The organism is Streptomyces sp. TRM68367 (assembly GCF_014495685.1).
In the GTDB taxonomy this organism is placed as follows: Bacteria; Actinomycetota; Actinomycetes; order Streptomycetales; family Streptomycetaceae; genus Streptomyces.
In genome coordinates this window covers 124930-142646 of record NZ_JACTVI010000009.1, presented here as the reverse complement: position 1 = coordinate 142646, position 17717 = coordinate 124930, and the positions used below count along the sequence as shown (strand labels likewise).

Sequence of the window (17717 nt, the reverse complement as noted above, 5' to 3'; positions counted from 1 at the left end):
TGACAAGCGTGCGCGATGATGGGGGAGTTCCGCCTGCGTTTTTCTCCCGGAAAGGTCTCGTCTCCCATGGCACCGCGCATCCTGCTGGCCCGGCACGGACAGACGCAGTGGTCGCTGGCCGGCAAGCACACCGGCAGGACCGACGTGCCGCTGCTGGAGGAGGGCCGACGGGGCGCGAAGCTGCTCGGCGAGCGCCTGCACCGTGCGCCGTTCGACGGCCTCCGCGGCATCGAGGTGCGCACCAGCCCCTTGTCACGCGCGCGCGAGACCTGCGACCTCGCCGGCTTCGCCGACCGCGCCGAGCCCTGGGACGCCCTCATGGAATGGGACTACGGCGGGTACGAGGGCCTGACCCCCGCGGAGATCCAGGCACTGCGCCCCGGCTGGCTGATCTGGCGTGACGGCGTCCCCGACGGCGAGACCCTCTCCGAGGTGACGTCCCGCGCCGACGAGGTGGTCTCCTGGGCGCGATCGGCCGGCCGCGACGTCCTGATCTTCGCCCACGGCCACATCCTCCGCTCCATAGGCGCCCGCTGGCTGAACATGCCACTGGATTTCGCCGCCCGCATACGCCTCAACCCGACGTCCCTGTCAGTCCTGGGCTGGGCCTACGGCGAACCGGCGATCGAGAACTGGAACGACGTGGGGCATTTGGCATAGCTGCGCAGCAGCGGGCACGCGCAGCGGCACCCGCAGGTGCGGGTGAGCGAACCCACCCCCGGACGGCACCAGCCAACAGCCACCCACCAGGCAACCGCACCGAGCCGACGGTCACCTCGCAGACGGCGTCACACCGACCGCGGCAGCGCCCCGTACCTCTCCAGGAACTCCGACACGCCCGACGCCCGCCGATGCGGCAGCAACACGCGCGTGGTGCCCGCCAACATCGCCTGCACCCGCGACGACTGCACCTCGTCCAGAAAATCCAGCACCCGCATCCCCGCCACCGCCGCCTCGTCCGGCCGCCCACCCCGGGCCAGATCATCGGCCAGCTCCGCCGTGTACAGCGCGATGTTCCGCGTGAAGTGCGGATCCTGCAGACCGGCGGCCCGCCCCGCGTGCACGGCCGCCCGCGACCAGTCACCCAGCGTCGACCAGCACTGCGCCTCCAGCCCCTCCAGTTCGGCCCGGCCGTAGAAGCTCATCCACTCGGGGTCGGCCTCCGAGCGGCCCCGCTCGTAGAAGGCCTGCGCCCGGGCCAGCGCCTGCTCGCAGCCCACCCGGTCCGCGAGCCCCGCCCAGCCGCCCGCCTCCCGCAGCGCAAGCAGCGACATCAGACGGGCGGACCCCAGCGAACGCGCGACCCGCTGTGCGGCCTGCGCCGCCCGCACCGCCTCCCGCGGCCGCCCCGCGTCCCGCGCGAGGAACGCCGTATTGCAGAAGGCGTGCGCCTCCAGCCCGGCGTCACCGGTCATCCGCGCGGTCGCCAGCGCCTCCGCGTAATGGGAGCGCGCGTCGTCGAAGCGCCCCGAGTCGTGCGCCAGCCAGCCCACGGAGATGGCGAGTTCACCGGCGCCCGAGTAGAGCCGGTCCGCCGTCGCCTGCCGGGTTGCCCCGGCGTCGAGCAGCGCGTACGCGGCGCGCAGCGGAGCCGCCGCGCGCCGGTACAGGCCGTCCGCCCCGTGCCGGTCGTCGAGCAGCCGGATCCTGCGGACCGCTTCTTCGAGGGCGCCCGCCTGACTCGTCCCGACGCGACGCACCGGGCGCTCGGCCGCCGAGGCGTCCAGGGCGAGCCCCAGGGGGCCCAGCGAGGCGGCGGCCACCGTGGCGCCCCCGCCGGTCATGAATGCGCGACGCAGCACGTCGCTCTCCTCGTAGTTGTCGTGCGTGTGGTACGGGTCCTGCGTGTCATACGGCTCGTCCGCCCCGCCGGTCTCACCCGGCGCGTGCGCCGGGCTCCGGCCGTGCGGAGGCGGCGCGTCCGCGGCGGTGTGCGCCCGGCGTCCGCGTACCGACGAGCGGGGCGCGAACCCCAGGTCGGTGAGCGTGCGACCGGGGAACATGTGCAGGAACACCCGCTCGTACGCGTAGTTGGGGCAGCGGATCTCGCCCGCCTCGACCCGGTGTACGTAGCGCGCGTCACAGCTGACCCGCTCGCCGATCTCGCGCGCGGCCCGTCGTACCGCCGCGGCGAACTCGGCCGGCGAGCGCTGTCCGCGCAGTTGCCGGAAGACGAGGTTCGGCCGTGGGGGCCGGTCGGGGTGGGACGAGGGCACCGTTGACGACGCCATGGCCGGGTCCTCTCTGCGAACCGTCGAACCATGCCGGATTCAGGCGGAGTTGTCCCCATTGGCCGTGTCGCATCCTGTTTCCGGCGAGCAAGAACGTACCTGCTGTGCCGGATCCGTCACGCGGAGTTTTGGTAACAAATCGGATATCTCATGCGTGATCTGCCATGAAATGCCATCCTTTGCGGCTGACTTGTGCCGTAGCCGTTGACGCCGTGACGCGTTGGTCCCTGTGGACCGGAGGTTGACGTGGTGGAGGCCGGGATGGTGACCAGCCAGAGCAACGATCCTCGTACGCCGGCAACGCCGTCGGGACGCGCGCCGTTCCCCGGGGGTGGTGCGGTGCCGATCGGGGACAGTGGGTGCGATGTCGTCACGGTTCCGGCGCGGCAGGGGCTGGAGGCGGTCGACATCCTGCGGCGGGGGACCGGGGAGGGGGTCGGGCCGGTGCTGCACGACGGTGGCGAGACGCTGGCGTTTCTCGTGCCGCCGGGGACGGCTGCGGCGTGGGACGTGCCGGGCAGTACGTGTACGGAGACCGACGGGCGTGGGGTCACGTTGGCGCCGGAACCTCCGGTGGACGGGGCGGACTGGCTGCTGCCGCCGGGGGAAGTGGACCCGGCGACGGACCCCGCGGTGTTGCGGGCGGCGCTGGGGGAGGCGGCGAGGATGATCGAGGCAGCGGACAGTTGCCGGTGAGGTCGGCTTGCGGGTGACCGTGGCTGGTGGGTGACCGCTGGCCGGTGCTGGCCGGGGGCGGGTTTCGCTTGCCCGCGGCTGCGGCGGCATGGCGGTGTCGCGTCGGGGATCCTGAGTGTCTGGGGCTTGCGACAATGCCCCCATGGGAAAGTCCAGGAGCGGCGGGCGGCGGCGGCAGGGTGGGGTTGAGGCTGTTGTCGAGCGGGTCGATGGTGGGCTTGCCGAGCTGATTCCTGATCGGGAGCGGGCTCGGGGGTGGACGCTGCTGATCGACGGGGCACCGCAGTCGCATGTGGATCTCGATGATCCGGCGTTTCTGTCGTTCGAGTACCAGCGCCGCCTCGGACACGTCATCGACGTCGTCGCCCCGCCCGGCAAGCCCCTGCACGCCGTGCACCTCGGCGGCGGTGCCCTCACGCTCGCCCGCTATGTCGCCGCCACCCGCCCCCGCTCCACCCAGCAGGTCGTCGAACGGGACGCGACCCTTGTCCAACTGGTCCGCCGCGAACTGCCGTTGGCGCCGAACACCAGGATCCGTGTGCGGTCGGCCGACGCGCGCGAGGGCCTGGCCAAGGTGCCCGACGGCTGGGCCGACCTCGTCATCGCGGACGTGTTCAGCGGCGCCCGCACCCCCGCGCACCTCACCTCGACCGAGTTCCTCGACGAGGTCCGCCGCGCCCTCGCACCCGGTGGCTGCTACGCCGCCAACCTCGCCGACGGACCGCCGCTGGCCCACCTGCGCGGCCAGATCGCCACCGCCGCCGCCCGGTTCACCGAACTCGCGCTGGTCGCCGACCCGGCCGTCCTGCGCGGCAAGCGCTTCGGCAACGCCGTACTCGTGGCCGCCGACCACTCCCTCCCGGTCGCCGAACTGACCCGCCGCGCCGCCTCCGACCCGCACCCCGCCCGGGTCGAGCACGGCAAGGCGCTCACCGACTTCACCGGAGGCGCCGTACCCGTGACGGACCTCGCGGCCGTGGCCTCCCCTGCGCCGCCCGCGTCCCTGTTCACGTAGCCCGGTCGCGCCCGCGACTCAGTAGTTCCCGATCTGCACCCGTGGCGGCCCGTCGTGCCAGTGGCTGGTCGGTTGGGTCTTCGGTGGCGCGGGGCTCGGTGGCTTGCGGGGCGGCGTCTCGCGGGGCTCCGGAGGCGGGCTCGCAGTTCGGGCAGGACACCGTCGAGGCACCGACCGACGGCTTCATGCTCAGCAAGGCCCCGAAGAACCAGGCGGGCGCCGTCAAGCTCCTGGAGTTCCTGGGCACGCCGGAGGCCGAGGAGATCTACCTCAGGTCGGACCCGAACGTCGTCGCCGCCTCCACCAAGGCCGACACCTCCTCGTACACCCCGCTGCAGAAGAAGGCGTACGAGATGATCAGCGGTGCCAAGCACCTCACCCAGTTCATGGACCGTGACAGCCGCCCGGACTTCACCTCCACGGTGATCCCGCGCAGCAGCAGCGGACTGCGGGCCGTCAGCTAGACCTCGACACTGCCGCTGTACCGGTCGAGGGAGAGCAGGTCGTGTCCCGCGGGAGCGTCACGGATGGCGGCGCGGTTGGCGGGGTCGGGGAAGGAGGGGAAGGGGACGAAGGTGTAAGGGTTGACGAAGACATCGGCGCGGTCGTCATCGGCGCGGTTGTCACCAGGGCGCGCGCCGCCGCCCGTACGGCTGCCGCCGCTGGTGCGGCCGGCGGTGCCCCTCGGAGGTCTGCCGCCGGTCGTACGGTTGTCGGCACGCTGCTTGCCTTGGCTGTTCCGGTGACTCATCGGGCTCCCCTCGTTCTCTCGCCCTCCCGGGCGGGCCGCTGGTGGGGCACGAGGTCGGTCTGCCGCCCCAGCCGTTGCCCAGGGCGAGCACGACCTCCTCGGGGCCGTCGGTGAACAGCCAGCCGCGCAGCGGGTCGCCCTGGCTCGCGAGTACCTCCGTCATCTTCCCCTGCCAGTGCTGGTTGACGTACCGGATCAGCGCCTCGTAGACCTCCCGCCTGTCCGGGACGTTGCCCGGCTTGGTGGCGAAGACGAGGGCTCCGGCGCAGCGGTTGCGGTCGATGTCGTCGGGGCTGCCCTGGCAGGGGAAGCGGTATTCCGGGTGGTGGCCGTCGCGCGCGGCGGCGAGGGCCTTATCCCGGGTGCCCACGATGTGCCCGGCCAGCGGCAGGACAAGGGCGATCCGGCGGGCTGTGACCCCGTCGGGCTGCTCGAACGGCACCCACTCCGGCCCCTCGGTCACCGGGTCCCGTACGAGCACCTCGCGCAGCAGCTCCTTCTGCGCGGGTGATGCCGGGTCGGCGAGGTCGCTGTGCAGCCGCATGGCCTCGACGATCCCGGTGCCGGCCCGGCGGGACTGCATCATCAGACTCAGATTGCCGTGCCGCTGATCGCGGAGGAGACCGCCGAGCTGGTAGGCGTCGCGGTGGCGGGCGGTGACGTAGAGGGAGACGTCCTCGTGCGGCCGACCGTCCTCCGTCATCCGGGCCTGCATGACCCGGTGGGCGAACCGCACGCGGTCGCGGACCTACGCCGAGGGCCTCTCTCGTCAGTGCTTGGTGTTTCCTAACGACGCCCGGTCGAAGGGCATAGAGACGCTCCGACGGTGAACCTGGCGATCTCGTCACCGTTTCCGAACGACACCCGGTCGAAGGGCATAGGAACCTGCAGCCGGTGCCGCGCAGTTGGCGGAGCAGCCTGCAACCGGAAATCCTTGCCCACCCCACGTCCGCGGGCGCCGCAAGCCGTTCCGCACCCACGGTCCACAGCTCGATGAACGTCAAGGTTCTTGAAAGGCGGGCCCTATGGGCGATCTCCTGCACCGCGCCATCTCCGAGGCATCCCTCCTCGCCGCCTGGCAAGAGGGAGCTGAAGGCAGGCAAGTGGCGACCGGGGCCGGTCTACGCGATGGAGATCGGTAAACGCTCCGGCGGCACCCGCCTGCTCGCGGTGCCCGCCGTGGAAGACCGCATAGTCGAGTGGGCCGTGATGGAGGTGATCGACGAGTACGTCGACGCCGTCCTGCTGCCCTGGAGTTACGCCTACCGCAAGGGACTCGGTGTCAAGGACGCGCTGCACGACCTCGCCGCCGCCCGGGACGAGGGCGCCCGTTGGGTGCTGCGGGCGGACATCAAGGACTGCTTCGAGCAGATACCGCGCTGGCCCACTCTGAACCGGTTACGGGAGGTCGTCCCCGACCCGGAGATCTGCCAGCTGATCCAGCATCTGGTCAACCGGCGCGGTGTGGGCCCTGCGGCCCGCCGTATCCGTTCCGGGCGGGGCCTGCACCAAGGGAGTTCGCTCTCGCCCGCTCACGAACCTCTACCTCGACGCCTTCGACCGTGACCTGCTGCGCGACAGTCACCGCGTCCTGCGCTACTCCGACGACTTCGCCATCCCCGTCACCACCCACCACCAGGGCGAACAGGCTCTCGACCTCGCCACCGACGCCCTGCGGCGCCTCGACCTGGAGTTGAACGAGGCCAAGTCCCGCATCGAGAGCTTCGACGAGGGTGTGGACGTCCTCGGCAAGACCACCACCGCCCGCTCCGGCCCGCGCACCGAGGAACGCCCGTCCCCGCTGGAGTCGACCCTCTACATCACCGAGCCCGGCACCAGCCTCCGCACCAGGGGGCAGCGCCTGCGCGTCGTCCACCGCGACAAGCAGCTGCTGTCGGTGCCGTACAACCGGATCCGGCAGATTGCTGCGCTGCTCCCGTCACTCTGACCAGCCCGTTCCTGCGCCGCGCCCTGGATCACTGCATCGACCTGGTCCTCACCGAGGAGGACGGCGAGTACCTCGGCCGCCTCACCGGCCCGGCCGGCACCGATGTCGCCCTGCGCCACGCCCAGCACCGCCTGGCCGCCAGGGACTCCGCCGCCCTCGAACTGGCCTGCGCCTTCGGCACCGCGAAGATCAGCAACATGCGCACCTGCCTGCTCCGTGCCGCCCGCGCGGGCAAGCTCTCCGACATCGAACCGGCCGCTGCCCGCCTGCTGGCCGTACGCCGCGACCGCGTCCTCGCCCGCCGCCCTCATGGGATACGAGGGTGCCGCCACCCGCGACTACTTCACCGCCTGCGGCACGATCCTCGGCCCGGCCTGGTCCTTCACCCACCGCCGCCGCAGACCCCCGCCCGACCCGGTCAACGCCCTGCTCTCCTTCGGCTACACCCTGCTGACCCGCGACGCGGTCGCCGCCACCGAACTCGCCGGACTCGACCCGGCCGTCGGCTTCCTGCACGAGATCCACCGGGGCCGCCCGTCCCTCGCCCTGGACCTGATCGAGGAGTTCCGCCCAGTCGTCGTCGACCACACCGTCATCCGGCTGTGCACGAGCGGGAAGATCAGTCCGGTCGGCTTCTCTACCGACGAGGAGGGCGGACGCGGCTGCCGCATGGACCGCGACACCCTGCGCGCCTTCCTCGCCGCGCACGAGAAACGCATGCTCACCCTGGCCCACCATCCCAACGCCGGCCGCCGCACCTCCTACCGCACGGCCCTCGCCGTCCAGGCCCGCCACCTCGCCGCCGTCATCACCGGCCGCGAGCCCGCCTACCTCCCCATCGGCTGGAGGTGACAACCCTTCCCGTGCCCCACACGTACCTGATCACCTACGACATCCCCGACGACGACCGCCGCAGCGACATCTCCGACCTCCTCGCCGCCCACGGCGCCCGCGTCCAGTACAGCGTCTTCGAAGTCAGCTCGACGGACAGATCCGCCAGGACGTAGGCGAGGCGGGTGACGTCGTAACCGGAGTCCATCACAACGAGGATGTCCGCGTCGCCCGGCTGCCACTGCCCGGCCCGCACGAGCCGGGTGACCACGTCACGGAGCTGGGCGGCGGTCACCGCGGTGGCGTCGTCGGCCGGCCCCAGGCGGATCGCGTCCAGCACGGCGGTCCACGAGGTGCGCCCGGTCTCCAGGCCGCGACGAAGGAGTAGGGCCGGCAACTGAGTGATAGAAGCCTCAATGACGTATGCCTCCTATGGATGCCGACACGGCCATCCAAGCAAGATCAACAAGGCCGAATCCAAGGAGTAAGACGCGTGGAAAGCACCAACACCTTCTTCGCCCTCGAGGACGGCCTTCCGGCCGTCAACAAAGCTGGGGAGCCACCACGGCGGCGCCTCCCAGCAGCGTGGCGACGGCGAGGAAAAGCGCCAAAGGTCTCGTCTGAGGGTCTTGAAACGGGTGAGGGCCCTTCTGGCCCGGTGTGGATTGCGACATTCTCCACCTGGTGACAGAAAGGCCCTCATACCGTAATGCACCCCTGACCGAGACCGGACGCCTGCGCCTGGCCGGGCACCGTCCCGGTACGTCCTGGTACCCCCTCGACGTCCGGGACCCTGCGCGCGTCGCGCAGCCCTGGCGACCCGCCCCGCCGCACGTCAACCGCAGGCGGCATGGGCGACCGCCGGGTGAGTAACCAACACGATTTTTCGTTGGAGGAACTTGTCATGCCTGAATCGCTTCGCCGCTCCAACACGCACGCCCGCGGCACAAAGCGCAAGCGCACGATCATCATTGGCCTGGGGGCGGCCATGGCCGTGACCGGAGGAGTCCTGGCTGTGCCGGCCGCGATGGCGGCCCTGCAGCAATCCCCGGACGGCTCCCCGGCGTTCCAGCTCAAGGACGCCGAGAGCTTCGACACCGACGCCCTGATGGCCAAGCTGTGCCCCGGACCCACTTCCACGACGCCTTCTCGGGACGTCAGCTTCTGGTTCATGGACGACGAGACCGGCGAGTTGGTCGAGGACACACTCGACGGGGTCGGGCGACCCGAGTTTCGGGACAGCGATCCCAAAACTCACAGGTTCCAAGGTTACTGCGAGTACCCCGTAAGCGACACCGAGGACTTCAACGGCGAACCGGTCCAGGTCGGCGAGGACGTCGCCAACTGCGGCGACAAGGTACAGACAACGGAAGGGCACACCCTCAGGATCGCCAACTCCAGCGAGATCACCCACAGCGTCAGCGTGGGGGCGAGCTTCGACTTCTCGATCATCAAGGACGTGTTGGGGATCGGAGGTTCAGCCGAGGTGACCAACTCCTGGTCCTTCGGCCAGTCGGTGAGCCGGAGCAGGACACGCGACATCCAGGTACCTCCGCAGACCGTGGGCTTCCTCGAGCGGGTCCCAAAGATGCGCACCGTGACCACGCAGCCGAACTTCTTCATCGAGAGATGGCAGGTAATAGACTCGGGGAACTTCGAGGACCAGACCTTTGGCTGGAAGGGGCAGGGCTTCGAGAAAAGCCGGATCACCTCCAGCGGGTACAAGATCTCCGCGACCGCGGACGTGCTGGACGACGAGGGGTTCCCCGCCGGACCGATCCGTGCAGACGACCGGCCGGTGACAGCGGCTGACTGCGACTGACACGGCACCGTGCGATGGCCCTCCGGAGTGCCACGGAGGGTCATTGGGGCCCTCGGCCGCCCCGCAGGAGTTGGTCCACTCGGTGCGGCTGCTCTCCTCCGGCGGGACCGTGTTCTCGTCCCGCGCGGCGGGCACCGCGGTCGACGGCTGGCTGGGCGCTGGACGGTCCGGTCGAAGCACCCTGGTTGTCACCAGTGAGGCACGCTGCTTGTCACAAGTGCTCGTTCGGCAGCCTTTCTCTCACCAGTAACGAAGATCGGGAGCCCCTGGCCATCTCCGACTCCATGAGGTCAGAGCTCGAGTTCCTGATCGCCACATGGAATATCGCCGTGGCAGAAGCACCAGTTGGGCGAGTACATGCCGAGTTGGGATCCGGACGGCTCACACAGCCCGAACTCGCTGTTCGCGGCGTCGTTCGCACAGACCGGCTTCGCGATGGACCTCCCCTCAGCGGAGCTGTTCTATGAGCTGCTTCCCGCACACTACGTCCGCGTCGTCCGGCGCCGCGGGTGAAGATCCGCGGACTTTGGTATGAGGATCCCGAGGACCTGCGCAACTATCGGGGCGAGCGGTCGACACGGGGCGGTAAACACAAGTGGACGGGGGCGAGCGGGTGAGCGGAACATCGGCGGTCGAAGTGGAGCGCTGGCTGGCCGTCTGGCAGTACCGGGACGTGCTGCTGCGGGCAGCTCGCCGACGAACCGCCAGCACCGAGGACGCGGAAGACGCCGTGCAGGAGGCCATGGTCCGGGCCATGGAGGGCCGCCGCATCGATGACGCACGGCTGGGCGCCTGGCTGATGAGCGTGACGCTGCGCTTGTGCGTGGACAGCCACCGGGACCGGGTTCGTGAGCAGCGCCGTTGGGCACGCACGTCGGTTTCCGTGCCCGCGGTCGGGGTCGACGAGCACGTGTGCGATCGGGCTGAGGCTGTGTGGGCGGCCGATGTGGTCGCGCGTCTGCCGACACGTCAAGTCAGGGCGCTGCGGCTGCGGGCCATGGGGCTCACCGTGGCCGAGGTGGCTCATCGGCTTGGCGTGAACTACCGGACAGCGGAGTCACTGCTGGCTCGCGCCAGAAAGACGGTGAAGGCCGCCCTCGCTTCCACCCTGGGATCCCTGGTCGCTTGGTGGAGGGACACGGCGGGCGTGTGGCCCACTGTCGTGTATTCAGGAGTGGCGGCCGCGGCTGTGACCGTGGTGACCGTCGTCCCGTCTCAGCAGCAGGCCACCGACGAGTACGTGCCGCAGCCGGAGGATCGGTACACGATGCAGCAGGACGTTGCCCTGCCAACTCCGGAGGCCATCGGCGGCCGGGCGGCGCAACCCGCCCGGCTCTTGCCGTCCCCCGCCGCGTCCCCCACCACGCGGCGTGCGTACCCGACTCGGGTCCCGCGTGACGCAGCACCGGTGCCGACGTCGACGACGAAGGCGTACGGACCGACGCCCGGCTCGGCGCCGAGCGGTGCGGCGCCACTGCCCTCCGCGTCGGTGGACGGCGTCCCTCTCGCCGTCCCGCAGGCGGCGGTGCCGAGCACCCCCGCTCCTCCAAAGACTCGTGCCGTGGCAGGAGTGCACGAACCAACCGCAGTGGCGACGCCAGTTGCTGATGCGGTGCTGGAAATTCTTGAGGTTCGTAGCGGCGGATGACTTCACCAGGTGCGTAAACCAAGCGACACGGCACAACGCCGTCGTCCTTGTGACGCCACCGGTAGGAGACCATGCGTAGAAGAGCGACACTCCTGATCGCCACGTCGGTGATGCTGCTGATGACAGCGGCTTCACCCGCGGCGGCACAGGAATCGGCGACTACCGCCGACGAGCAGACGACCACCACGATCGTCCGCTATGACGGGCCGCCGCAGGACGGTGGGGAGCCGGTTGAAGCCACCATGCTCACCGAGCCCACACGGATCGGCCCCGAAGCCCTGGTTGTGGACTCCAAGACCGCTCCGGTCGCCAAGCTTCCGGAAGGTCAGGAGGTCTACGACGACAGCGGCCAGAACGGCCCGTCGTCGGCGAGCGTTGCGGCGCTGACTTCTGGGCCGCGGCCCGTCGCCTCGGCGAGCTATGGCGCGAGCATCAACGCCACGGACTGCCAGGAGGACAGCGAGGCGTACAACGCGTCCGGCCACGTCATCGACCACTTCGACTACTGCGCGGCCAGCTACTTCATAGCCACCTTCCAGGTGTGCACGGTCTACTGGTGGGGCACCTCCTGCCGGACCACGGGCACCGCCCAGTGGCGGCAGGTGTCCCTCGGCCGGGGCTACAACAACTCCGACAAGGTCACCCGGTACGTCGACTTCGTCAACCTGCTCGACGAGTGGAAGCTCAGCGGCGACGCAGGAACCCACTCGATGACCATCGGCATGTCGTGCCTGACGCAGGTCGGTGCGGCGTGTGAAGCCAGGTACGCCCCGCACACGCAGACCATCGCGCAGTGGGCTGGCCCGTTTCCGACGACCTACTTCCGGTTCGACTCCCCCTCCGCCGGGGGCTTCGGTGACGAGCTGATCGGTCAGTACGACTTCCAGACGACGGTCAGCCTCGTCGGCGGCACGTCGGCCTCCTTCGGAGCCAACACCTTCCGCTGCGACTCGGCCCCGTACATCATCAACACCCAGGCGGGCTCCGGCTGCGTCTTCCCGGACGTCACCTCGGTGTTCTCGCTCAGCGTCAACTCCAACGCCACCCAGGAGGCACTGCACATCTACCAGGCCCAGTACTACCCTTGGACCACCACGCCGGCGGACCCCAACAAGCAGATCCCCGGCTCGGTCGACTCCGGCCTGCCCCTGACCCGTAACGCGGACAAGGTGGAGGCGAAGCGGAACAGGGACACCGCGGTGGCCCACTGCTACGCCCAGTACGGCCCGGACTACAGCGCCGGCAACAGGTTCCAGTGCGACGAGTATCCCTTCGCCGCGACCCACCAGGGAGCGTTCACAGCGGGCACGAACTACTCCGCCAGGCCCATCCCGGCCCGGGACAACGAGTCCGGCGGTGCGCAGCTCGGAGCGTTCTACTCCTTCAACCGCATGCTGGACGGCGTCGCCCCCGACCCCTACTTCGTGCAGATAACCGCCTGACGCCCAGGCAGCGCTGCGGGGCGCGGACGGACTGGCGCGCCCCGCAGCGTCTCCCGCCCGCGAGCCGGGCACGGCGACCGTGGCGGCCGAAGCTCACGACCATTGGAGGCTGAGTGATGACGACGATGCCGTCCGTCGACGAATCATGGAACCGGATCCTGTCCTGGCTCGAGGTGAACGCACCCGCCACCGGACTGTGCGTCAATCCTCCTGCCGCGGATGAGGAGATCGCCACGGTGGCACGTGCGCTGGGCGCTGAACTGCCCGCGGACCTGGTGACCTGGTGGCACCGCGCCAACGGCATGCGCCGCCGTCGGGACAGCGGAGACCTTCTGCCGCCGGACTTTCTCCCGCACACCACACAAGAGTCGCTGGCCAGCCGACAGCGGTTGCTCGACATCTGGGCCGAGATCGGCGACCCCCGGCACACCGAGGAGGACCTGGGCAAGCCCGCCGGCTCGGTGGTCCTCCAATACTTGCCCGTATTCGTGCCCATCGCGGGGAACGAATCCGGTGACCACCTGTTCGTCGACCTGCGGCACGGACCGCGGCACGGTTGCGTCACGGAGTACGACCACGAACAGGGTGCCCTCGCCGGGCCGTGCTGGTCGAACGTCACCGCCATGCTCGCCGACGTGGCGAACGGGATCGAGCACGGCGTGATCACCATGCAGGAGCACATCGCAGAAGCCCGCGAACACGGCTTCCGGACAGCGGGATACCTGCCCAGAGTGACGGAGGATCTCGCACTTGACTGGGAGCCGAGCGAAGGCGCCTGAGGGGCAGATGGGTGTGATCCCTGCTCTCAAGGCGCCGAAAGAACGAGGGGGGACCGCTGTCGGAGGGATTTCCCCATCGGTGAGGGGCAGCGGCGTCGATCTATGGCGCAGCGTCGACTACGTCCCGTGCACGGGCCGTGCACGTGGTGTACGGATCGGTGCGGGTCCGAGTATTACCAGGAGTCAGTGAAACCCCAGGTCACGGGGCTGGACGGCGAGACTCGGGGCACACTTCTCCGGCAGTTGGAGCCGACCCCCGATCCTCCATAAACCACGTGCGTGGACGCGGCCGAGACGTCCTCGTGCGGACCGGCGGGGTACGGTGCGGCCCTGGTGCAGCGGACGCGCGGTGACTCCTTGCCCGCGTGGTGGCGGACAGGCTTTGGCCGTGCGGTCCGTGGTGCGGTTCTGCCGGGCACGGCCGGCGAGGGTTGCGACGCCGAGCACCGGCCTGAAGCGCCTGGTCATCAAGGCCGGTTGACGCCGCCGCCCTTGATCGTGCTCAGAAGTGCAGAGAGCGTGCTGGCGGTGGTTGTCGCGATCTCGTGAGGGTGGTCGCTCTCGCGGAGGTGTATGCGGTCGGGGCCTGCTGTCGCCAGCTCCACGCACTCGCTTTCGCCGCCGCCGCTGAACGAGGACTTCTGCCAAGTGAGTTGGGGCATTCCGGTTCCTAATCCTTGAGTAAGCGGTTCCGGTTGACCCTGTGAGGGGCTGTCCGGACTGTCGATGTGGTGTGGTTCGCAGCGGCCTCGTGGGCACCGGGCTGACCCCTCTGGGTTCCTGGTCCCGTGAGACCTTCTGAAAGAGCGGTGGCGCCCGGTGTCTTCGGGCCGCTGCGAAACCCACCGGCCTGTGCCGGACGTTGAGCGTCGTGGTGCAAGCCCGCCGCACGGTGACTCCCTCGAACTCCGCGAGTCGTTGGAGCTCTGATCGAGACTGGGGCCCGCGCGGTGCGCTGGTGCCGCGAACGGCTGGTGAGATGGCGGACCGTCGAGTCCTGGGATTAGGTCGCCGCGTGGCCCGCACAGGCTTGTCACCTGTGCAAACGCACGAGGAGAGGGGAAGGGTTTGACCGTGTTCTGCGGGATCGACTGGGCCGAGTCGCACCACGATGTGGCCCTGGTCGGCCAGGACGGCCAACTGCTGGCCAAGCGCCGCATCAGCGACGACCTCGCCGGCTACCGGCTGCTGCTGGACCTGCTCGCCGAGATCGGTGACGACCGCGCACGGTTCGCCGACGCCCGGGCTCTGAAGGCATACGCGGGATCGGCCCCCATCACCCGGGCCTCGGGCAAGAAACGCTTCGTCGGACGCCGCTTCATCAAGAACAACCGCCTGACCAACGCTGGTCACCAGTGGGCCTTCGCCGCCCTCACGGCCTCGCCCGGAGCAGCCGCCCACTACCGGCGACGGCGCGACCGCGGAGACTGGCATGCCCAGGCCCAGCGGCACCTGTTCAACCGCATGATCGGCCAGCTCTACCACTGCCTGCAGACCCGGCAGACGATCCTCCCACCTCCACAGACACCGGCGTCTCCCTCGTCTTCCCGCCCCACCCCGCCTGGGTCCGCACCGCCCGTGAAACCGTCCGTACCCTCCTCACCGCGTCCAACCGCCCCGAACTCGCTGACACCGCAGTCCTGCTGACCTCCGAGGCGGTCACCAACGCCATCAACGCCTGCGCGGCGAAGGGCTGCGCCACCCCCGTCTCCCTCTACGCCGGTTGGGCCGACCCCACCCGCCTCCGTGTCCTCGTCCACGACGAGGCGCCGGGGCTGCCTGTCTGCCGTACGCCCGGCCCTGCCCGCGACGACGAGGACGGCCGCGGCGTACAGCTCATCGCGTACGGCGCCGACGCCTGGGGCGTGTGCACGCACGGCCCGGGCCGGGGCAAGGCCACGTGGTTCGAGGTGGGATGACCAGGCTGGGGCATAGGCCAGCAGCATATTCACTCGTACGGCTGAACGCGCTCCGTAGTGCCCATTGCGACACCAACTCCTCACTACGTTCCGTCACATGGCCAGTTCAGCGCACGAGGCGATGCACCAAATCTTCCGGGAGGACCCGGGGCTCTTCGCCCGGGCCCTCCCCCGGGCGGGCATCCCCTTCCCCGAGCACACGTCGGTCCAGCCCCTGGACACGGATCTCACCGAGATCCGGCCGCTGGCCCGCCGTGTGGACACCCTGTTCCGGGTCGACACGGCCGAGGGCGGCGGCTTCCCGCTCGCCGTCGAGGCGCAGGGCAAGCCGGACCCGGACAAGCCGAGCAGCTGGACGTACTACTTGGCGCACCTGTACGCGAAGTACCAGCTGCCCCCACTCCTGCTGGTGGTCTGCCGGGACAAGGCCACGGCAACCTGGGCGGCGGAACCCATCCGTGTCGGCACGCCCGACCACATCAGCATGGCGGTCTTCCCTCTCGTGCTGGGCCCGGGCAACGTCCCCCCGGTCACCGACCCGGACGAGGCGACCGAGGATCTCGCCCTCGCCGTCTTCTCCGCACTCGCCCATGCCAAGGACCCGGGTCTGCCTGCGATACTGGAGGCGCTGGTGGGGGCAGTGCAGAACATCGGCGGCGAGACCGCGAAGGCCTGGTGGGAATTCCTCGAAATCGGCCTGGGCGACAACCCGGCCCTTGAACTGTGGAGGCACCTGATGGAAACGCACAAGCCCCGATTCCCCGGCCGTGGCACCCTGCTCGAGGAAACCCTCAACGAGGGGCGTGCCGAGGGCCGCGCCGAGGACATCCTCCGTATCCTCGCCCTCCGCGGCGTCGAGATTCCCGAGGACGCCCGAGAGCGCATCACCTCCTGCACCGACCTCGACGTGCTGAGCACGTGGTTCGACCGGTCTCTGACCGTCACGAACACCGAGGACCTGTTTGCGCAGACGTGACCGGCAGTGATAGGCACAAGGGCCTCGCAGAGGCGGGCTCCGTGAAGCCCTTGCCGGTGAGGGCACGCTGCCGGGCCATGCGGAACTCCACGTACGCACGGCCCGGTTGGTGATCGTCCTCAGTCATGCTGAGTACGGCATCAGCTGTCCTCCGGCTCCGGCAGCGTGCCCGTCCGGGCCGCCCGGCTGTACCAGTGAGCGCTCGACTTCGGCGTCCGCGCAAGCGTCGCGTAGTCCACGTACACCGCGCCGAAACGCTTGCCGTAGCCGTACGCCCACTCGAAGTTGTCCAGCAGGGACCACAGGTAGTAGCCGCGCACGTCCGCGCCGTCGGAGAGGGCGCGGCGGACCGCCGACAGGTGGCCGTGCAGGTAGGCGATGCGCTCGGGGTCGTGGACGCGGCCGTCGGGGTCGGGCTTGTCGTCGTAGGCGGCGCCGTTCTCCGTGACGTACAGCGGCAGGCCCGGGGCCTCGCGCGTGTAGCGCATGATCAGCTCGTGCAGGCCCGTCGGGTCGATCGTCCAGCCCATCTCCGTGCGGTCGCCGGGGGTCTGGTGGAAGGCGACGTCGTCCGCGGCCGGCCAGGGCGAGTGGTCGCTCGTCCCGTGGCCGTCCGCGCGCGGGCCGGCGGCGTCCGGGTCCGCGGCCGACACCAGGGCCGGCGTGTAGTAGTTCAGGCCCAGCGCGTCCAGCGGCTGGTTGATGAGCGCCAGGTCGCCGTCGAGGACGTAACCCCAGTCCGTCAGCGGCTCGGTCGCCGCGAACAGCGACTCCGGGTAGGCGCCGTGCAGGAGCGGGCCGTGGAAGACGCCGTTGGCCAGGTCGTCGATCTTCCGGGCAGCGGCCAGGTCCGCGGCGTCCTGCGACAGCGGCCGTACCGCCGAGGAGTTGAGGCTGATCGCGACCGAGTTGCGGGCCGGCATCACCGACCGCAGGGCGGCGGCGCCCAGGCCGTGCGCCAGATTGAGGTGGTGGGCGGCGCGCAGCGAGGCCGCCGGGTCCGTACGGCCGGGGGCGTGCACCCCCGAGGCGTAGCCCAGGAAGGCGGCGCACCACGGCTCGTTGAGCGTCATCCAGTGCTCCACGCGGTCGCCGAGCGCCTCGCCGACGATCTGCGCGTACTCGGCGAACCGGTGCGCCGTCTCCCGCTCCGGCCAGCCGCCCGCGTCCTCCAGCTCCTGGGGCAGGTCCCAGTGGTAGAGGGTGACCGCCGGCTTGATCCCGGCGGACAGCAGCTCGTCCACCAGACGGCGGTAGAAGTCCAGGCCGCGCTGGACGGCGGGGCCGCGGCCCGTCGGCTGCACCCGCGGCCAGGAGACGGAGAAGCGGTAGGAGTTCAGGCCCAGCTCCGCCATCAGCGCCACGTCGTCGCGGTAGCGGTGGTAATGGTCGACCGCGACGTCACCGTGCTCGCCACCGGCCGTCTTCCCCGGCGTATGGCTGAAGGTGTCCCAGATGGAGGGGGTACGGCCGTCCTCCCGCACCGCCCCCTCGATCTGGTACGCGGACGTGGCGGCGCCCCAGAGGAAGGCGGGAGGAAAGGTCACCGGGCTCGCCGGGGTGGCCGACTGTGCGGACTCAGGCATGGAAGCGCTCCCATAGGAGGTCGTGGAAGACCGTCGGGTAGAGGTGGGGAAGTACGGGAGGGGCCGGGGCGGC

At 70.1% G+C, this 17717-nt stretch carries 18 protein-coding genes and 5 pseudogenes; 18 read left to right on the top strand and 5 right to left on the bottom strand.

The features are described from left to right. Positions 1 to 66: 66 nt before the first annotated feature. A complete protein-coding gene (locus tag H8R17_RS09805) occupies positions 67 to 660 on the top strand; it encodes a histidine phosphatase family protein (RefSeq protein ID WP_187822748.1) in 594 nt (197 codons plus the stop codon). Positions 661 to 788: 128 nt separating this feature from the next. Here H8R17_RS09805 and H8R17_RS09800 read toward each other — a convergent pair whose 3' ends face one another. Continuing rightward, on the bottom strand, positions 789 to 2231 hold the full coding sequence (locus H8R17_RS09800) for a hypothetical protein (RefSeq protein ID WP_187822747.1): 1443 nt from the start codon (positions 2229 to 2231) through the stop codon (positions 789 to 791). Positions 2232 to 2492: 261 nt separating this feature from the next. Between H8R17_RS09800 and H8R17_RS09795 the strand changes: the two genes are divergently transcribed. From H8R17_RS09795 to H8R17_RS09785, 3 genes and pseudogenes are all read left to right on the top strand, one after another. Then, complete coding sequence (locus H8R17_RS09795) at positions 2493 to 2927, top strand: hypothetical protein (RefSeq protein ID WP_187822746.1); 435 nt, start codon at positions 2493 to 2495, stop codon at positions 2925 to 2927. Between the two features lie 142 nt (positions 2928 to 3069). After that, positions 3070 to 3942 (top strand): spermidine synthase, encoded by an 873-nt coding sequence (locus H8R17_RS09790; protein WP_187822745.1) that lies wholly within the window; start codon positions 3070 to 3072, stop codon positions 3940 to 3942. Positions 3943 to 4088: 146 nt separating this feature from the next. Further along, positions 4089 to 4370, top strand: a pseudogene (locus H8R17_RS09785) (carbohydrate ABC transporter substrate-binding protein); the annotation flags it as partial. Between the two features lie 195 nt (positions 4371 to 4565). On the opposite strand, the gene H8R17_RS09780 reads toward H8R17_RS09785, so the two are convergent. Continuing rightward, positions 4566 to 5396, bottom strand: a complete 831-nt coding sequence (locus H8R17_RS09780) for a hypothetical protein (RefSeq protein ID WP_187822744.1) — start codon at positions 5394 to 5396, stop codon at positions 4566 to 4568. Between the two features lie 425 nt (positions 5397 to 5821). Here H8R17_RS09780 and H8R17_RS09775 point away from each other — a divergent pair, with 425 nt between their 5' ends. From H8R17_RS09775 to cas2, 5 genes and pseudogenes are all read left to right on the top strand, one after another. Then, entirely contained in the window at positions 5822 to 6259 is a 438-nt protein-coding gene (locus H8R17_RS09775; RefSeq protein WP_187822743.1) for a reverse transcriptase domain-containing protein, read from the top strand. Further along, positions 6156 to 6641: a hypothetical protein gene (locus H8R17_RS09770; protein ID WP_187822742.1), complete on the top strand. Its 486-nt coding sequence runs from the start codon at positions 6156 to 6158 to the stop codon at positions 6639 to 6641. The genes H8R17_RS09775 and H8R17_RS09770 overlap by 104 nt, the downstream gene beginning before the upstream one ends. Next, positions 6638 to 6862, top strand: a pseudogene (locus H8R17_RS49170) (CRISPR-associated endonuclease Cas1); the annotation flags it as partial. The gene H8R17_RS09770 and the pseudogene H8R17_RS49170, both read left to right, overlap by 4 nt. Next, a complete protein-coding gene (gene cas1 / locus H8R17_RS09760; RefSeq protein ID WP_399476499.1) occupies positions 6858 to 7493 on the top strand; it encodes a CRISPR-associated endonuclease Cas1 in 636 nt (211 codons plus the stop codon). The pseudogene H8R17_RS49170 and the gene cas1, both read left to right, overlap by 5 nt. Beyond that, on the top strand, positions 7490 to 7648 hold the full coding sequence (cas2, locus tag H8R17_RS49165; RefSeq protein WP_223124830.1) for a CRISPR-associated endonuclease Cas2: 159 nt from the start codon (positions 7490 to 7492) through the stop codon (positions 7646 to 7648). Before cas1 ends, cas2 begins: the two co-directional genes overlap by 4 nt. A 20-nt stretch (positions 7649 to 7668) precedes the next feature. On the opposite strand, the pseudogene H8R17_RS49160 reads toward cas2, so the two are convergent. Beyond that, a pseudogene (locus tag H8R17_RS49160) lies at positions 7669 to 7767 on the bottom strand (hypothetical protein); the annotation flags it as partial. Positions 7768 to 8361: 594 nt separating this feature from the next. Here H8R17_RS49160 and H8R17_RS09745 point away from each other — a divergent pair. The 5 genes from H8R17_RS09745 to H8R17_RS09725 all read left to right on the top strand — a co-directional run bounded on the left by H8R17_RS09745 (position 8362) and on the right by H8R17_RS09725 (position 13163). After that, positions 8362 to 9294 carry a hypothetical protein gene (locus H8R17_RS09745; RefSeq protein ID WP_187822740.1) on the top strand — a complete coding sequence of 311 codons (933 nt, stop codon included), beginning with the start codon at positions 8362 to 8364 and terminating at the stop codon, positions 9292 to 9294. Between the two features lie 345 nt (positions 9295 to 9639). After that, on the top strand, positions 9640 to 9807 hold the full coding sequence (locus tag H8R17_RS46545; protein ID WP_262505145.1) for a hypothetical protein: 168 nt from the start codon (positions 9640 to 9642) through the stop codon (positions 9805 to 9807). A 100-nt stretch (positions 9808 to 9907) separates the two neighbouring features. Continuing rightward, the gene (locus H8R17_RS09735; RefSeq protein WP_187822739.1) at positions 9908 to 10942 is read left to right on the top strand and encodes an RNA polymerase sigma factor; all 1035 of its coding nucleotides are present in this window, start codon (positions 9908 to 9910) and stop codon (positions 10940 to 10942) included. A gap of 71 nt (positions 10943 to 11013) precedes the next feature. Continuing rightward, positions 11014 to 12384: a NucA/NucB deoxyribonuclease domain-containing protein gene (locus tag H8R17_RS09730; protein ID WP_187822738.1), complete on the top strand. Its 1371-nt coding sequence runs from the start codon at positions 11014 to 11016 to the stop codon at positions 12382 to 12384. A gap of 116 nt (positions 12385 to 12500) precedes the next feature. Further along, on the top strand, positions 12501 to 13163 hold the full coding sequence (locus H8R17_RS09725) for an SMI1/KNR4 family protein (protein WP_187822737.1): 663 nt from the start codon (positions 12501 to 12503) through the stop codon (positions 13161 to 13163). Between the two features lie 467 nt (positions 13164 to 13630). On the opposite strand, the gene H8R17_RS09720 is transcribed toward H8R17_RS09725, so the two are convergent. After that, entirely contained in the window at positions 13631 to 13825 is a 195-nt protein-coding gene (locus tag H8R17_RS09720; RefSeq protein ID WP_187822736.1) for a DUF397 domain-containing protein, read from the bottom strand. Positions 13826 to 14237: 412 nt separating this feature from the next. Here H8R17_RS09720 and H8R17_RS49155 point away from each other — a divergent pair. The 4 genes and pseudogenes from H8R17_RS49155 to H8R17_RS09705 form a co-directional block, all read left to right on the top strand. Beyond that, positions 14238 to 14309: pseudogene (locus H8R17_RS49155) on the top strand (hypothetical protein); the annotation flags it as partial. A gap of 51 nt (positions 14310 to 14360) precedes the next feature. Further along, positions 14361 to 14666 (top strand): annotated as a pseudogene (locus H8R17_RS09715) (transposase); the annotation flags it as partial. Next, the gene (locus tag H8R17_RS09710) at positions 14591 to 15082 is read left to right on the top strand and encodes an ATP-binding protein (RefSeq protein ID WP_316959362.1); all 492 of its coding nucleotides are present in this window, start codon (positions 14591 to 14593) and stop codon (positions 15080 to 15082) included. The pseudogene H8R17_RS09715 and the gene H8R17_RS09710, both read left to right, overlap by 76 nt. A gap of 97 nt (positions 15083 to 15179) precedes the next feature. Then, on the top strand, positions 15180 to 16058 hold the full coding sequence (locus H8R17_RS09705; RefSeq protein ID WP_187822735.1) for a hypothetical protein: 879 nt from the start codon (positions 15180 to 15182) through the stop codon (positions 16056 to 16058). Between the two features lie 140 nt (positions 16059 to 16198). Here the strand turns inward: H8R17_RS09705 and H8R17_RS09700 are convergent, their stop codons facing one another. Further along, positions 16199 to 17644 (bottom strand): GH1 family beta-glucosidase, encoded by a 1446-nt coding sequence (locus H8R17_RS09700; protein ID WP_187822734.1) that lies wholly within the window; start codon positions 17642 to 17644, stop codon positions 16199 to 16201. Positions 17645 to 17717: the final 73 nt, after the last annotated feature.

What these genes read in the sequence shown, in the direction of transcription:
- H8R17_RS09700 (WP_187822734.1), bottom strand. Translation starts at nt 17,644, where the DNA reads ATGCCTGAGTCCGCACAGTCGGCCACCCCGGCGAGCCCGGTGACCTTT.
- H8R17_RS09780 (WP_187822744.1), bottom strand. Translation starts at nt 5,396, where the DNA reads ATGACGGAGGACGGTCGGCCGCACGAGGACGTCTCCCTCTACGTCACC.
- H8R17_RS09795 (WP_187822746.1), top strand. Translation starts at nt 2,493, where the DNA reads ATGGTGACCAGCCAGAGCAACGATCCTCGTACGCCGGCAACGCCGTCG.
- H8R17_RS09775 (WP_187822743.1), top strand. Translation starts at nt 5,822, where the DNA reads ATGGAGATCGGTAAACGCTCCGGCGGCACCCGCCTGCTCGCGGTGCCC.
- H8R17_RS09805 (WP_187822748.1), top strand. Translation starts at nt 67, where the DNA reads ATGGCACCGCGCATCCTGCTGGCCCGGCACGGACAGACGCAGTGGTCG.
- H8R17_RS09730 (WP_187822738.1), top strand. Translation starts at nt 11,014, where the DNA reads ATGCGTAGAAGAGCGACACTCCTGATCGCCACGTCGGTGATGCTGCTG.
- H8R17_RS09725 (WP_187822737.1), top strand. Translation starts at nt 12,501, where the DNA reads ATGACGACGATGCCGTCCGTCGACGAATCATGGAACCGGATCCTGTCC.
- H8R17_RS09720 (WP_187822736.1), bottom strand. Translation starts at nt 13,825, where the DNA reads ATGCCCCAACTCACTTGGCAGAAGTCCTCGTTCAGCGGCGGCGGCGAA.
- H8R17_RS09790 (WP_187822745.1), top strand. Translation starts at nt 3,070, where the DNA reads ATGGGAAAGTCCAGGAGCGGCGGGCGGCGGCGGCAGGGTGGGGTTGAG.
- H8R17_RS09705 (WP_187822735.1), top strand. Translation starts at nt 15,180, where the DNA reads ATGGCCAGTTCAGCGCACGAGGCGATGCACCAAATCTTCCGGGAGGAC.
- H8R17_RS09800 (WP_187822747.1), bottom strand. Translation starts at nt 2,231, where the DNA reads ATGGCGTCGTCAACGGTGCCCTCGTCCCACCCCGACCGGCCCCCACGG.